The organism is Roseovarius sp. BRH_c41, from assembly GCF_000961715.1.
GTDB lineage: Bacteria > Pseudomonadota > Alphaproteobacteria > Rhodobacterales > Rhodobacteraceae > Roseovarius.
In genome coordinates, this window is sequence record NZ_LADY01000040.1 from 1 (window position 1) to 13,370 (window position 13,370).

Annotated in this window: 16 protein-coding genes; 3 read left to right on the forward strand and 13 right to left on the reverse strand. The window is 62.9% G+C overall.

The window, feature by feature from the left end; translation table 11 throughout:
- From VR71_RS12505 to VR71_RS12515, 3 genes are all read left to right on the forward strand, one after another.
- Positions 1 to 641: ferredoxin (locus VR71_RS12505; RefSeq protein ID WP_296430379.1), on the forward strand; the 641-nt coding region annotated here is incomplete at its 5' end.
- Complete coding sequence (locus VR71_RS12510) at positions 638 to 1,126, forward strand: histidine phosphatase family protein (RefSeq protein ID WP_045684435.1); 489 nt, start codon at positions 638 to 640, stop codon at positions 1,124 to 1,126. The genes VR71_RS12505 and VR71_RS12510, both read left to right, overlap by 4 nt.
- A 7-nt stretch (positions 1,127 to 1,133) precedes the next feature.
- On the forward strand, positions 1,134 to 2,249 hold the full coding sequence (locus VR71_RS12515) for an acetoin utilization protein AcuC (RefSeq protein WP_045684438.1): 1,116 nt from the start codon (positions 1,134 to 1,136) through the stop codon (positions 2,247 to 2,249).
- A gap of 102 nt (positions 2,250 to 2,351) precedes the next feature.
- On the opposite strand, the gene VR71_RS12520 is transcribed toward VR71_RS12515, so the two are convergent.
- The 13 genes from VR71_RS12520 to VR71_RS12580 form a co-directional block, all read right to left on the reverse strand.
- The gene (locus tag VR71_RS12520; RefSeq protein ID WP_009817373.1) at positions 2,352 to 3,119 is read right to left on the reverse strand and encodes an amino acid ABC transporter ATP-binding protein; all 768 of its coding nucleotides are present in this window, start codon (positions 3,117 to 3,119) and stop codon (positions 2,352 to 2,354) included.
- A 14-nt stretch (positions 3,120 to 3,133) separates the two neighbouring features.
- On the reverse strand, positions 3,134 to 4,423 hold the full coding sequence (locus VR71_RS12525; RefSeq protein ID WP_045684440.1) for an amino acid ABC transporter permease: 1,290 nt from the start codon (positions 4,421 to 4,423) through the stop codon (positions 3,134 to 3,136).
- A 2-nt stretch (positions 4,424 to 4,425) separates the two neighbouring features.
- Positions 4,426 to 5,640, reverse strand: a complete 1,215-nt coding sequence (locus tag VR71_RS12530; protein ID WP_045684442.1) for an amino acid ABC transporter permease — start codon at positions 5,638 to 5,640, stop codon at positions 4,426 to 4,428.
- A 120-nt stretch (positions 5,641 to 5,760) separates the two neighbouring features.
- The gene (locus tag VR71_RS12535) at positions 5,761 to 6,780 is read right to left on the reverse strand and encodes an amino acid ABC transporter substrate-binding protein (RefSeq protein ID WP_009817370.1); all 1,020 of its coding nucleotides are present in this window, start codon (positions 6,778 to 6,780) and stop codon (positions 5,761 to 5,763) included.
- A 203-nt stretch (positions 6,781 to 6,983) separates the two neighbouring features.
- Positions 6,984 to 7,706, reverse strand: a complete 723-nt coding sequence (locus VR71_RS12540) for an ATP12 family chaperone protein (RefSeq protein ID WP_045684443.1) — start codon at positions 7,704 to 7,706, stop codon at positions 6,984 to 6,986.
- 4 nt (positions 7,707 to 7,710) lie between these two features.
- Entirely contained in the window at positions 7,711 to 8,385 is a 675-nt protein-coding gene (locus tag VR71_RS12545) for an HAD-IA family hydrolase (protein ID WP_045684444.1), read from the reverse strand.
- Entirely contained in the window at positions 8,382 to 9,425 is a 1,044-nt protein-coding gene (locus tag VR71_RS12550) for an RluA family pseudouridine synthase (RefSeq protein ID WP_045684445.1), read from the reverse strand. The genes VR71_RS12545 and VR71_RS12550 overlap by 4 nt, the downstream gene beginning before the upstream one ends.
- Positions 9,422 to 9,799: a fluoride efflux transporter CrcB gene (gene crcB, locus VR71_RS12555; RefSeq protein WP_045684446.1), complete on the reverse strand. Its 378-nt coding sequence runs from the start codon at positions 9,797 to 9,799 to the stop codon at positions 9,422 to 9,424. The genes VR71_RS12550 and crcB overlap by 4 nt, the downstream gene beginning before the upstream one ends.
- A gap of 47 nt (positions 9,800 to 9,846) precedes the next feature.
- A complete protein-coding gene (modC, locus tag VR71_RS12560) occupies positions 9,847 to 10,944 on the reverse strand; it encodes a molybdenum ABC transporter ATP-binding protein (RefSeq protein ID WP_045684447.1) in 1,098 nt (365 codons plus the stop codon).
- On the reverse strand, positions 10,941 to 11,624 hold the full coding sequence (gene modB, locus VR71_RS12565; RefSeq protein WP_045684525.1) for a molybdate ABC transporter permease subunit: 684 nt from the start codon (positions 11,622 to 11,624) through the stop codon (positions 10,941 to 10,943). The genes modC and modB overlap by 4 nt, the downstream gene beginning before the upstream one ends.
- Complete coding sequence (gene modA / locus VR71_RS12570; RefSeq protein ID WP_045684449.1) at positions 11,611 to 12,411, reverse strand: molybdate ABC transporter substrate-binding protein; 801 nt, start codon at positions 12,409 to 12,411, stop codon at positions 11,611 to 11,613. The genes modB and modA overlap by 14 nt, the downstream gene beginning before the upstream one ends.
- Before the next feature lie 73 nt (positions 12,412 to 12,484).
- Positions 12,485 to 12,850 carry a LysR family transcriptional regulator gene (locus VR71_RS12575; RefSeq protein ID WP_045684451.1) on the reverse strand — a complete coding sequence of 122 codons (366 nt, stop codon included), beginning with the start codon at positions 12,848 to 12,850 and terminating at the stop codon, positions 12,485 to 12,487.
- A 205-nt stretch (positions 12,851 to 13,055) separates the two neighbouring features.
- On the reverse strand, positions 13,056 to 13,358 hold the full coding sequence (locus tag VR71_RS12580; protein ID WP_296430382.1) for a helix-turn-helix transcriptional regulator: 303 nt from the start codon (positions 13,356 to 13,358) through the stop codon (positions 13,056 to 13,058).
- Positions 13,359 to 13,370 lie beyond the last annotated feature (12 nt).

Below are 13,370 nucleotides of genomic sequence, written 5' to 3' on the forward strand. Positions count from 1 at the left end.
CCGGCCTCCCCCCGGCGCTCGCAGACCTCGCGCGCGCGCATCACCTGACCGCCTCGGGCGCGCTGCATCTGGCATCCGGTGAAGTGCCCGGCCACCAGAGCCTCGTGCTCCTCAGCCCCGCCGAGCCGGGCTTCTGGCCACATTTCACCGCAACGCCTGAATATCGCGACGGCGCGCGCGACCCGATGAACCGCTGGTCCACCCGCGTCATCACGGCCATGGCCGCAGCACTTGGGGCAACGCCCGTCTTTCCCTTCGACGGCCCGCCGTGGCAGCCCTTCACCGATTGGGCACGCCGCAGCGCCCGCGCTTGGCCGTCACCCGTGGGCCTCTTGGTGCATGATGAGGCGGGGCTGATGATCTCCTATCGCGGCGCACTCGCCTTCCCTGACCGCTTCGCACTCCCGCTGCCCGGTCCACGCCCCTGCGATAGCTGTGCGGATCAACCCTGCCGCAGCGCCTGCCCAGTGGATGCGTTGATCCCCGAGGCCTATAACGTCCCCGCCTGCAAAGCCGATCTCGACCGCCCCGGCAACGACTGTCGCGAGCGCGGCTGTGCCGTGCGCCGCGCCTGCCCGCTCAGCCAATCCTATGGACGACGCCAAGAACAATCCGCCTTTCACATGGGATATTTCGGATGAAGACGCTCATCCTCATGCGCCATGCCAAATCCGACTGGGGCGATCCCCGCCTCCCCGATAGCGCCCGCCCCCTCAACGCACGCGGGCGCAAGGCCTCCACCGCCCTCGGCCACTGGCTCCGCGTCCAGGACCTTCTGCCCGATCAGATCCTCTGCTCCTCTGCGGAACGCACTCAGGAAACCTGCGCCCGGCTCAAACTCGCGACACCACCAGACCTCACTGACGCGCTCTATCTGGCCGAGGCTGACGAGATGCTGGCGGTCCTGCGCCACGCCACCGGCCATCAGGTGCTGATGCTGGGCCACAACCCCGGCATCGCAGAATTCGCGGCCCTGTTGGTCGCCGCCCCCCCGGATCACGAGCGGTTTGACGATTACCCCACCGGCGCCACGCTCGTCGTCAGTTTTGACATCGCCGATTGGTCCGCGTTGCACCCCGGCACCGGCACGGTGGTGCAGTTCCTCACCCCGCACGACCTGCCCTAACCGGCGCATGCAAACGCCACTCTTTATCGGATCAGAGATCTATCGCGGCTCCTCCTACGGAGCGCGCCACCCGCTCTCGATCCCGCGCGTGCCCACCGTGATCGACCTCTGCCGCGCTCTGGGCTGGCTGCCGCCGGCGCAATACCGCACCAGCCCCCGCGCCAAGCCGCAGGCGCTGACCACATGGCACACCCCGGACTATATCACCGCTCTGCAAGTGGCCGAGACATCAGGCCAAGTGACGCCCGAAATCCGCGCCCGCCACCAGATCGGCACGCTGTCCAATCCGATCTACCCAGAGATGTTCCGCCGCCCCGCCACCGCCGCCGGTGGCTCGCTTCTGGCCACAGACCTCTTGGCCACGGGCGGCGTGGCCTATAACCCCGGCGGCGGCACACATCACGGCATGGCCGATCACGCGGGCGGGTTTTGCTACCTCAACGACCCGGTGCTGGCGATCAAGGCGTTTCTGGCCCAGGGACTCAGCCGCATCGCCTATGTCGATATCGACGCGCATCATTGCGACGGGGTCGCCGCCGCCTTCCACGGCGACCCCCGCGTCCTGATGATCTCCACCCATGAGGCCAGGCGCTGGCCCTTCACCGGCACGCTTCATGACCGCGCCGGGGGTCATGCCATCAACCTGCCCCTGCCCCGCGCCACCAATGACAGCGGCTTTGCCATGGCCCTGCACGAGGTCATTCTTCCAGCGGTGCAATCCTTCACCCCTCAGGCGCTCATCCTGCAATGCGGGGCCGATGCCGTGACCGAGGACCCGCTATCGCGCCTCGCCCTCTCCAACAACGCCCATTGGGAGGCGGTGGCGCTCCTGCGCCCACTCGCCCCCCGCCTGCTTGTCTTGGGCGGCGGTGGCTATAATCCCTGGACCGTCGGCCGCCTCTGGTCGGGCGTCTGGGCCACGCTGAATGGCCACGCGATCCCCGACCGCCTGCCCGAACCCGCCCGCGCCATCTTGGCAGCACTCTCCTGGGCGCGCCGCCCGGCCCTGCCTGACGATGCGCTCATCGACACCCTGCGCGACACCCCGCGCCCCGGCCCCATCGCCGATGACCTGCGCGCCTCGGTCCAACACCTGCGCGACCGCCGCACCACTTGGGTCTGACAGCAAAGGGGCGGCGCAGCGCCACCCCTTTCATCGTTCTCAAAATACTCCGGGGGAGTCCCGGACTTGCTCCGGGACGGGGGCAACGCCCCAATCCCTTTTTCAGTGCCCCAAAATTTGGCTCAGAAACAGCTTGGTCCGGTCACTCTTGGGATTGTTAAAGAACTCTTCCGGCTCGTTTTGCTCGACGATCTGGCCCTGATCCATAAAGATCACCCGATTCGCCACCTTGCGCGCAAATCCCATCTCATGCGTCACGCAGAGCATGGTCATGCCTTCCTCGGCCAGTTGGATCATCGTATCCAAAACCTCCGAGATCATTTCGGGATCAAGCGCCGATGTCGGCTCGTCAAACAGCATGATCCGCGGTCGCATGCACAAAGAGCGCGCAATCGCCACCCGCTGCTGCTGCCCCCCCGAGAGCTGGCCGGGATATTTATTGGCCTGCTCCGGGATCTTGACCTTTTCAAGGAAATGCATCGCCACTTCCTCGGCCTCGCGCTTGGGCGTCTTGCGCACCCAGATCGGCGCCAGCGTGCAATTCTCCAGAATCGTCAGATGCGGAAACAGGTTGAAGTGCTGAAACACCATGCCAACCTCTGACCGGATCTTGTCGATATTCTTGAGGTCATTCGACAACAGCGTGCCATCGACCGTGATCTTGCCCTTCTGATGCTCCTCGAGCGCGTTGATACAGCGGATCAGCGTGGATTTGCCCGAACCCGACGGCCCGGCGATCACGATCCGCTCGCCCTGATACACCGTCAGATCAATGTCGCGCAGCACGTGAAACGCGCCATACCACTTGTTCATCTTGGTGATATCGACGGCAACCTGATCCGAGACGTTCAATTGTTTTTCAGCGGCCATGATGATGACCCTCCTTACCGATGATCCGTGCGAAGCTGACGCTCCAGCCACTGGGAATATTGCGAGATACCGTAGCAGGTGATGAAGAACAGGACGCAGGCAAAGCCAAACAGCTCCCAATAGACCCCGTTCCATTCGGACGAGGCGAGGATCGGACCACGGATCATGCCGACGATGTCGAACATCGAAATGACCGAGACCAGCGTCGTATCCTTGAAGAGACCGACGGCCACGTTGACAATGCCCGGAATCGAGATCTTGAGCGCTTGCGGCAGGATGATCAGCTGCATGGATTGCGCGTAATCAAGGCCCAGACTGTCCCCGGCCTCATATTGTCCGCGCGGCAGCGCCGCGAGCCCCCCCCGGATCACCTCGGCGATATAGGCCGACGAGAACATCGTGATCATGATGATCACCCGCAGGATCAGGTCGAAATTCGTCCCCGGCGGCAGGAAATACGCCAGCACAACATTGGCCACGAACAAGAGCGTGATCAGCGGCACGCCGCGAATGAACTCGATAAAGACCACGCAGATCCATTTGATGATCGGCATGCTCGATTGCCGCCCGAGCGCCAGCAAAATACCCAAAGGCAAGGACAGCGACACACAGACCACCCCCAGCATCAGGTTGATCATGAACCCGCCCATATCGCGCGAGGCCACGGCCTGAATGGCCATCACATTCTCCATCGGTCCGGTCACATAGCCCGACAGAATCCAAAAGATGAGCGCCGCCACGAAGGCGGCAATCACCGCGACACCCGCGCTGATCGTCACCACACGGCTATAGGTAAACGCGCCCACCAGCACCCCCAAGATGGCAAAGACCGGCACCAACACCGACCCGCCCCAGATCAGCCAATAGGCGATGAACGGGTAAAGCCCGGTAAAGATCAGCATCTTGCGCGGGAATATCTTGCCAAACAGCACCGGTGCGGCGGCAATGAACAGCAGCACAAAGGCCAAACCGGGCCGCCAATAGAGCTCGGATGGGTATTTGAACCCGAACAAAAGCTGATTCCAGCGCTCCGTCAGCACCGCGAAACAGCCGCCCATCTTGCCATCTAGGATCTCACGACAGGCGGTCAGGCTCGGGCTTTCCCAAACACCGTTGATAAACCAAGGCGCGGTGGAGATAACGATCTGAAACACCACATAGGCCGACACCAGCGTCAAAAGCGCGTTGCCGGGTGACGAGAACAAGTTCTCGCGCAGCCATTTCACCGCCCCCGTCTGCGCCGTTGGAGGCGGCGCTTCGGGCAGCATGTGCGTGCGCACAAAGGCGAGTTGATCACGGGCCATGCTCAGCGCTCCTTCAGCTTGATCGAGTTGTTATAGACGTTCATCACCGCCGAAATGGCGAGGCTGATCGTCAGATAGAACAACATCAGCATCAGCACGCATTCAATCGCGCGCCCCGTCTGATTGAGCGTGATCCCCCCCAGCGTGCCGGTCACATCCATGTAACCCACGGCAATCGCCAGTGACGAATTCTTGGTGAGGTTGAGATACTGCGAGATCAGCGGCGGGATGATCACCCGCAGCGCCTGCGGCAGGATCACCAGATTCATGATCCGCTTGGGCCGCAGCCCCAGCGAGGCCGCCGCTTCCGTCTGCCCCTTGCTGACCGCCTGAATACCCGCCCGCACGTTCTCGGCGATAAAGGCACCGGTATAGATCGCCAGCGCAAACCACAGCGCAATCAGCGAGCCTCGAATATGCAGCCCCCCGTCAAAGTTGAACCCTTTCAACGCCGGGTAATCGAGAGTGATCGGCTGACCCAAGACAAAGAAGATCAGGATGGTCGGCACGAACAGGATCACCAGCGATGGCCATCCCATCGGCAACAGCCGCCCGGTGTCATACAACAGCTTGGTCGCATAGCGGCGGTAATAGAACACCCCCGCAATCGACGCGAGAAAGGTCAGGACAACCACCAGCGATCCCGCCCCCCAAACCGGCGCGGGCACATATACCCCCCGGTTGGTAAAGGCGAACGCATCCAGCAACATCGACGCGTCGGCATTATCCCCGCGGAATTGATTGGGGGACGGCATCGACGCCGTCATAATCGTCGCAATGATCAGGATCCAGATCAGCACCGGCACATTGCGGAAGGCCTCGACGTAAACGGCCATCAGCTTGCGCACCAGCCAATTGGGCGAGAGCCGCAGAATACCCGCTGTCACGCCAAACAGTGTCGCCGTAGCACAGCCCAGAACCGCAACGATCAACGTATTGATCACGCCCACGACGGAGGCGCGCATATGGCTCGACTGGCTGTCATACTCGATGGGTCGCTGGTTGATGTCATACCCAGCCGGATCACTCAGAAAGCCGAACGAGATGTTCTGCCCCTGTGCGGCAAGGTTGCTCACCAAATTGGCCCCGAGATAGCCAAGCAGCAACAGCAAGAGCATGAGCGCAATGAATTGGAACGTATAAGAGCGATACCGTGTGTCATAAATCAGCATAGAAAGCTGAAACGACGCCTTGGGAGGGTCGGTCATCGTTGTCATCTGGGAGTTTCCCTGTGTTTCGACCCGGATTTTTATCGGCATTTCTGCCGTGGGCCGATTTTTAAGTGGTCTAGAGGTGAAAAGGGCGCGGGAGAGACCCGCGCCCTTCGTCAGAAGATTTTACCGGAACGGCGGAGCGTACATGATGCCGCCCTGCGTCCACTGAGCGTTCAGACCACGGGCCAGACCGATCGGGGTCTTTTCGCCGATGTTCTTCTCAAAGATCTCGCCATAGTTGCCGCTGGCGGCAATCGCCCGCTTGGCCCACTCGTTGTCGAGACCGATCATCGCACCCAGATCACCCTCGGTGCCGAGGATACGGTTGATCTCCGGGTTGTCGCCCGCTGCAGCAGACAGCTCGCCGATATTGGCCGAGGTGATGCCCATTTCTTCAGCAGCAACCAGCGCGTAGAACGTCCAGCGCACGATGTCAGCCCAGTCGTTGTCGCCATGGCGAACCAGCGGGCCGAGCGGCTCTTTCGAGATGATTTCCGGCAGGATCACGTGATCCGTGGGGCTCTCGAAGGCTGCGCGAGTCGAGGCCAGACCCGACGCATCGGTGGTGTAGGTGTCGCACGCGCCAGCCAGATACTGCTGCTGACCTTCGGCATTCGTCTCAATCGGCACCGGCTCATAGCTGATGTTATTGGCACGGAAGAAATCCGCGAGGTTCAGCTCAGTGGTGGTGCCGGTCTGAATGCAGACCGTCGCGCCGTCCAGCTCTTTGGCAGAGCTGACACCCAGCGACTTGGGCACAAGGAAGCCCTGACCGTCGTAGTAGTTCACGCCGACGAAATCGAACTTGAGATCGGTATCGCGCGAGAAGGTCCAGGTGGTGTTGCGCGCCAGCATGTCAATCTCGCCCGAGGCAAGCGCAGTAAAGCGGGTCTTGCCGGTGGTCGGCACGAATTCAACAGCATTCGCATCGCTCAGCACAGCGGCGGCGACGGCACGGCACACAGCCACGTCAAAACCTTCCCAAACACCGTTCGCATCGGGGGCAGCAAAGCCCACGAGGCCGGTGGTCACACCACAGTTCAGCTTGCCGCGTGCCTTCACGTCATCCAACGTGGCAGCCGCAGAAGCACCAGCCGCAAGGCCGGCCACCGTCAGCGCGCCCAAAAATACGGTTTTTTTCATGTTTACCTCTTCCTGATTATCCGCCCTTCAAGAGCGGTTTGTCGGATCTTACGACCCATTTGACACTGTGGGCAGGGTTTTCACCCCTCTCAGTGAAGCCAAGTTTGTGTGGATTCATCACTAAACGTCAAGTCTTTGTTCACGAAACCCAATTGCAAACCAATGCCAAACCAGCACTTGCCCTTGCGTCAGTCACGCAGGGATCAGATTGCCCGGTCCTTGCGCGAAAGATCATAGAACCTTTTGGCATGCAGAAAGTCAGATTGTTTCCGCGCCGCCATCTCTTCGGCCTCTTCGTCCTTACCCCATTGCTCCGCCTGCCAGGTTTCATCGACCCGAGACAGGTCCCAGAGCGCATCGGCCGGATATAAATCGTCCAGCGCGGCAAATCCGATCACAAGAGACCCGCTCATACTCACAAGATCGTGAAATGCCGTCAGGGCCCATGTATCAAGGGCCTCCACATGCGCTTTCAGGAGTGAAATCGCCTGAGCGTCCTGCGGCACATGCACCACGCCCACAACCGGAAGCAGCTTTACAGACAGGACCGATTCGGTCCAATCCAACAGCGGATCCCAGGCCTCTGCCTGTTTTTTGATCAATTCCTCGGGACTCGCAGCGCGGTAACAGATCAGATCGCTGTCGCCATAGGCCGCCAGCATCTCGACCACCTCATCCCGTTGCGGCGCGACCTTGTCGAGCGCGGCATTGGCGGACCGGGTACAGGGCATCGTGTTGGGGTCGATCTTGCCGTCCTGCGCATCCCATTCCGCGGCAATCGCCTCTGCCAGCGCTCGCGTCGGCACGATCAGCGTGGCCTTGGCCGGGGTGCGCACCACGCGCCCATCCAACCGCACGCCAAACCCCTCGTCTTCCTCGACAACGCCCGCTTCTTTCCAGAACCGCTTGGCTTTCCATTCGCTCATCGTCTTACCCCCAGAGTCGATCCAACGCAGCGGGCAGCGCCCGGAAATCCGGCACGATCTCGCGCGCGGACCTCAGCGCCTCGGGCCGGTGATAGCCCCAGGCCACCCCGATACCGGCAATGCCTGCCGCCTGCGCCATATCCATGTCAAAGCTCGTATCGCCAATCATCACCGCGTTTTCCGGCGCAACCCCGGTTTCCGCCAGCGCCGCGCGCAGCATCGAGGGATGCGGCTTGGACGGATGATGATCCGCCACCTGCCGCGTCACGAAATAGGACCGCAGATCATGCCCCTCCAAGAGCTTGTCCAATCCCCGCGCCGATTTGCCCGTCGCCACGCCCAACAGGGTCTCCGGCACCGCATGCAGCGCCTTCAGGGTCTCCAGCGCATATGGATAGAGCGGCGAGGACTGCTCGACGCCGGTCTCCAGTCGCAGCCCCATATAGGCCTCCTTGTACCAGCCCACGATGCGCCCCTGAACGTCGCCCGGCAAGGTCGGCGCAAGACGCGGGATCGCCACATCGAGCGAGAGACCGACAATACCCAGAATCAAGTCCCGCTCCGGCGCAGGCTCTCCGGCGCGATCAAACGCCGCCCGCATCGCCGCCAGAATATCGCCTTGGCTATCGACCAGCGTGCCATCGACGTCAAAGATTACCAGACGCAAGGACCGGCTCATGCCATATCCTCGAGCGGGTCCTCCGGTGCCTCGGACGGCACCCACTGAAACAGATCCCATGTCCGCTGCATATGCTCGGGCAACGGCGCGGTAATGTGCAAAATGGCCCGCGACACCGGATGCTCGATCTTGAGCGAGCGCGCGTGAAGATGCAGCTTGCGGCTCACATCACCGCCCAGTTGCGCCCCCCAGCCATCGCCAAGGTTCTCCTGCCCCGAACCGCCATATTTGCCATCGCCGACAACCGGATGCCCGATCTCGGCCATATGCGCCCTGAGCTGATGCGTCCGCCCGGTCACCGGGATCAGCGCCATCCAGGACGTGCGCGCCCCCGCCGCCTCGATCACCGCATAATCAGTGGTCGCGGGCTTGGCCCCCGGCGTGGTCTCGACCTCGCGCGGATGCACGCAGATCATCTTTTCGCCTTCGCCCTTGGCCCCATGCCCCGGCGCCTTGACCAGACCATAGCGCACCGTGCCCATGCGCGGCGTCGGCACACCCGCGACAGCCGCCCAATAGATCTTGCGTGTGTTGCGATGCCGGAACGCCGCCGTCAGCCCCTTGGCCGCCTCCCGCGTCCGCGCCAGCAACAACACCCCCGAGGTGTCCTTGTCCAACCGATGCACCAACCGTGGCTTTTCCTCCGCGCCAAAGCGCAGCGCCTCCGCCAGCCCATCGACGTGCCGCGTCTGCTTGCTGCCGCCCTGCACCGGAAGACCCGGCGGTTTGTTCAACGCGATCACATGATCGTCGCGGTAGATCACGCAAGACTGAATCATCTTGGCATCCGCCGGGCTGATCCGCGCCAGCGCCCCCGTTGGCCGCTCATCCGTATCTGGCAACGGCGGGATCCGCACACTCTGCCCGACCTCGAGCCGCGTCGCAGGCTTCACCCGCCCGCCATCGACCCGCACTTCACCCTTGCGGCACATCTTCTCGATCTGCACTTGGCCGACATGCGGAAACAGCCGCCGGATCCACCGATCCAGCCGTTGATCCCCGTCATCCGGCCCAACAACCCGCGTCTGAACACCGCTCATGCGAAAAACCCCCGCGCCAGCCAGACGCCCAAAATCAATGCCCCGATGGACAATACCACCGACAGCCCGACATAGCCCAGCGCCGCCATCGCCTGCCCCCGCTCCCAGAGCGTAAAGGCCTCGAGCGAGAACGCCGAAAACGTGGTGAACCCACCCAAAAGGCCGCTCATCACCAAGGGGCTCAGATGCCCCACCCCACGCTGCGTCAAGACCACAACAGCCACTCCCATCAGGAACGAGCCAAGGATATTGACCCCCAGCACCGCCACCGGAAATCCAGGACCGACAAAGCGCAGCGCCGCAAGGCCCACGCCATAGCGCAGACAAGAGCCGATCGCGCCCCCTACGGCCACTTGAATGAAACCTGTCATCATGCCCGCGTCTGTCGCGTGCGCCCATGCAATTGTCAAGCGTAGCGCAGTTAACCGCGCGGCAAGGCCTGCCGATCGAACGCCGCCGCCTTGATCATCGCCACCAGCTTTTGCCCCGGCACGACCTCCAGATCGCGCAGCGCCGCCCGCGTCACCCTTGCGCGCAAATGTTGACCCCCGAGCGCGAGCAGAACCTCGGCATAGGCGGTTTCGGCCTCCACCTCGACCCGCAACACCTCGGCCTCTAGCATGTTACGGATGCTGACCCCGGCGGGCCTCGCCAGCGCCAGCGCCACATCGCGCGCCCGCACCCGCAACCGCACGGCCTCTCCAACAGGCAAGCGGATTTCGGGCACCTCAAGCGCAAGACCACCGCCCAGATCAACCCGCGTTAGATGCATGTCGACGTCCTGCGCCACCACATGTCCGGCCAGAACAGCCCCCGCCTCGAACCGGCCCTGTACCCCAGCCAGATCAAGCCGCTCCAGCGTCTCGGCCACGCCGCCCGCCGCCACCACACGCCCCGCCTCCAGCGCGACAATCCGATCCGCCAGTTGCGTGACTTCCTCAATCGCATGCGTCACATAGATCACCGGCACGCCAAACACCCCCGGCAACCGCGCGATATACGGCAGAATTTCCCCCTTGCGCCGCGTATCCAGCGCCGCCAGCGGTTCATCCATCAGCAACAGCCGTGGTCGAGACAAGAGCGCCCGCCCCATCGCCACCCGCTGCCGCTCGCCCCCCGACAGCGTCGTCGCCCCGCGCCCGAACAGCGGCCCGAGATCGAGCGCGTTCACCACATCGTCAAACCCATAACGCGCCGGCAAATCCGCCGCCCGCTTGTCAGCATAGTCCAGATTGCCCCGCACCGAGAGATGCGGAAAGAGCCGCGTATCCTGAAACACATAGCCCACGCCGCGCCGATGCGGGGCCAACCCCCTCCGCCCGTTCAGCCAGACCTCATCGCCATAGGCCAGCCGCCCCCGCGCGCTGGTCTCGAACCCGGCAATCACCCGCAACAACGTGGACTTGCCACACCCCGACGGACCGAACAGCGCAGTTAGCCCCTGCCCCTCGAACCCATGCACCACCTCCAGCGCAAAGCCGGGGAAATCGACCCGGATATCGACACTGAGCGCCGTCATCGCACGCCCGCATGTATGGGAAACCGTCGATTGAGCACATAAACCGCCAGCAGCACCACAAAGGAAAACACCAGCAAGATCGCCGCCAGCATATGCGCGGCCGCATAATCAATCGTCTCGACATGCTCATAGATCTGGATCGAGACCACCCGCGTCTGCCCCGGAATATTGCCCCCCACCATCAGCACTACGCCGAACTCGCCCACCGTATGGGCAAAGGTCAGCACCACCGCTGTCAGATATCCGCGCAACGCCAGCGGCGACGTCACGCTGAAGAACGCATCGAGCGGCCCCGCCCGCAGGCTCGCCGCCGCCTCCAGCGGGCCGCGCCCCACCGCCTCAAAGGCCGATTGCAAGGGCTGCACCATGAAGGGCAGCGAATAGAGCACCGAAGCGACCACCAATCCGACAAAGGAAAACGTCAGTGTCGTTCCCGTCACCTTCAGCCACAGACCGCCCAACGCCGCAGTCGGGCTGAACAGGACCAGCATGTAAAACCCCAAAACCGTCGGCGGCAGCACCAGAGGCAAGGCCGTCACCGCCTCGACCACCGGCTTGATCCGCGCCCGCGTCTGCGCCAGCCACCATGCCAGCGGCGTGCCCAGCAGCAGCAGCAGCAGCGTCGTCATCCCCGCCAGTTGCGCCGTAAGCCAGAGCGGCCCCAGATCAGGAGCCACCATCGCCTGCCCCATATCCGTAGGCGGCGATGATCTGCGCCGCCGCATCGCTGCGCAAATAGTCCAGAAAGGCCCGCGCCGCCGCATTGTCACGCCCCGCAGCCAGCAGCACAGCATCCTGCCGGATCGGCGCATAGAACTGCTGCGGCACCTCCCAATAGCTGCCCTCCGCCGGCAGTCCCGGCTGTTGCACCGCCGAAAAGGCGATAAGACCAAGCTCTGCCGCGCCACTCGCCACCATCGCATGAGTCTGCCCGATATTCTGCCCCATGACGATCTTGGGCTGCACCGCCTCCCAAAGCCCCATGCCGTCGAGCGCGTCTCGCGCGGCCTTGCCATAGGGGGCAAGCTCCGGATTGGCGATCGCCAGATGCCGCAGCCCGGACGCACGCAGCGCCTCTTGCCCGTCATCCCCGATCCGCCCCGGATCGGCACTCCACAACGCCAGCCGCCCCGACGCATAGGCAAAACTGCTGCCCTCGACCCCGAGCCCCTCGTCGATCAACCGCGCCGGAGTGCCCGCATCCGCTGATAACATCATGTCAAACGGCGCACCCGCAGCAATCTGCGCATAGAGCTTGCCGGTCGATCCCGTGGTCAGCACCACCTCATGCCCGGTTTCCAGTGTGAACTGCGCCGCCAAGCTCTCCGCCGCCCCGGCAAAATTCGCCGCAATCGCGGCCAACGCCTCCTCCGCAGAGACGTGCAGCGGCGCGAGGGCCAGAGTGGCGGCAAAAAACGCACGGCCCAGCGCATGGCCCAGCGCACGGCCTGACAATAGTCCGAACATGGCGGTCCTTTCCACTGACGATATGTTCGCTGAAACATATCGCAGGCAAGCTGCGTTCTGACAAGCGTTATGTTCACTCGGAAACATCCCTCAGCAGCGCCGCCAACCCCGCGACCTCCGCCGCCCCTGCCTCGTCGGCAACCGCCTCCAGCGCCCGGTAAAGTCGCAGGATTTCGAGGCCCATCTCGGTCAGCACCGCGCCACCGCCCCCCGGCCCGCCGCGCGTGCTCTCGACCACGGGGGCCGCGAACATCGCGTTCATCGTCTCGATCAGCATCCAGGCGCGCTTATAGCTCATTCCCATTTCGCGCCCCGCCGCCGCAATCGACCCGCAACGCCCGATCCGCTCCAACAGCTCCGCCTTGCCGGGACCCACCATCCGCCCCTCGCCAAAGACGACACGCAGGTGCAAATGAGCTGGATCATTGGGATGGGTCATGCCGTGAGTGTCGCCTGTTCAAGTCCGGCCATATGTATCAAACGCACCAAGAGCCTAGCGGCCTTTCCCCCCTTTGTGAATCACAATGCGGACATGATCGGCAAAACCATGCACACTGCATCGCCGGACCTTCGCCGCACAGTCCACAAAGGACCGCAGAGCGGGACGGAGTTTCCTGTATCTCAGGTCGTATGGATGTCCGATTTCAATACATCTGGCTAACACTTCCAAGCACTGCGTCGACCCGATCTGCGCGCAGCTTGTAGAATACCCAATTCTTGATCTTCTTGCTTTCGACCATGCCGGCCTCTTGCAGGATCTGCATGTGATTGGTCACGGTCGGTTGCTTCAAGCCGATTTTCTCGGTGATGAAGCCGACGCAAACCCCGTCTTTGACCAGATCACCATCGACTTGCGGCGGGAAGTGAGCCTTGGGGTCAGAGAGCCAATGCACGATGCGCAACCGGTTCTCGTGGGCCAAGGCGCGCAGTGTTTGGGCGGTTGACATGTACACATCTTC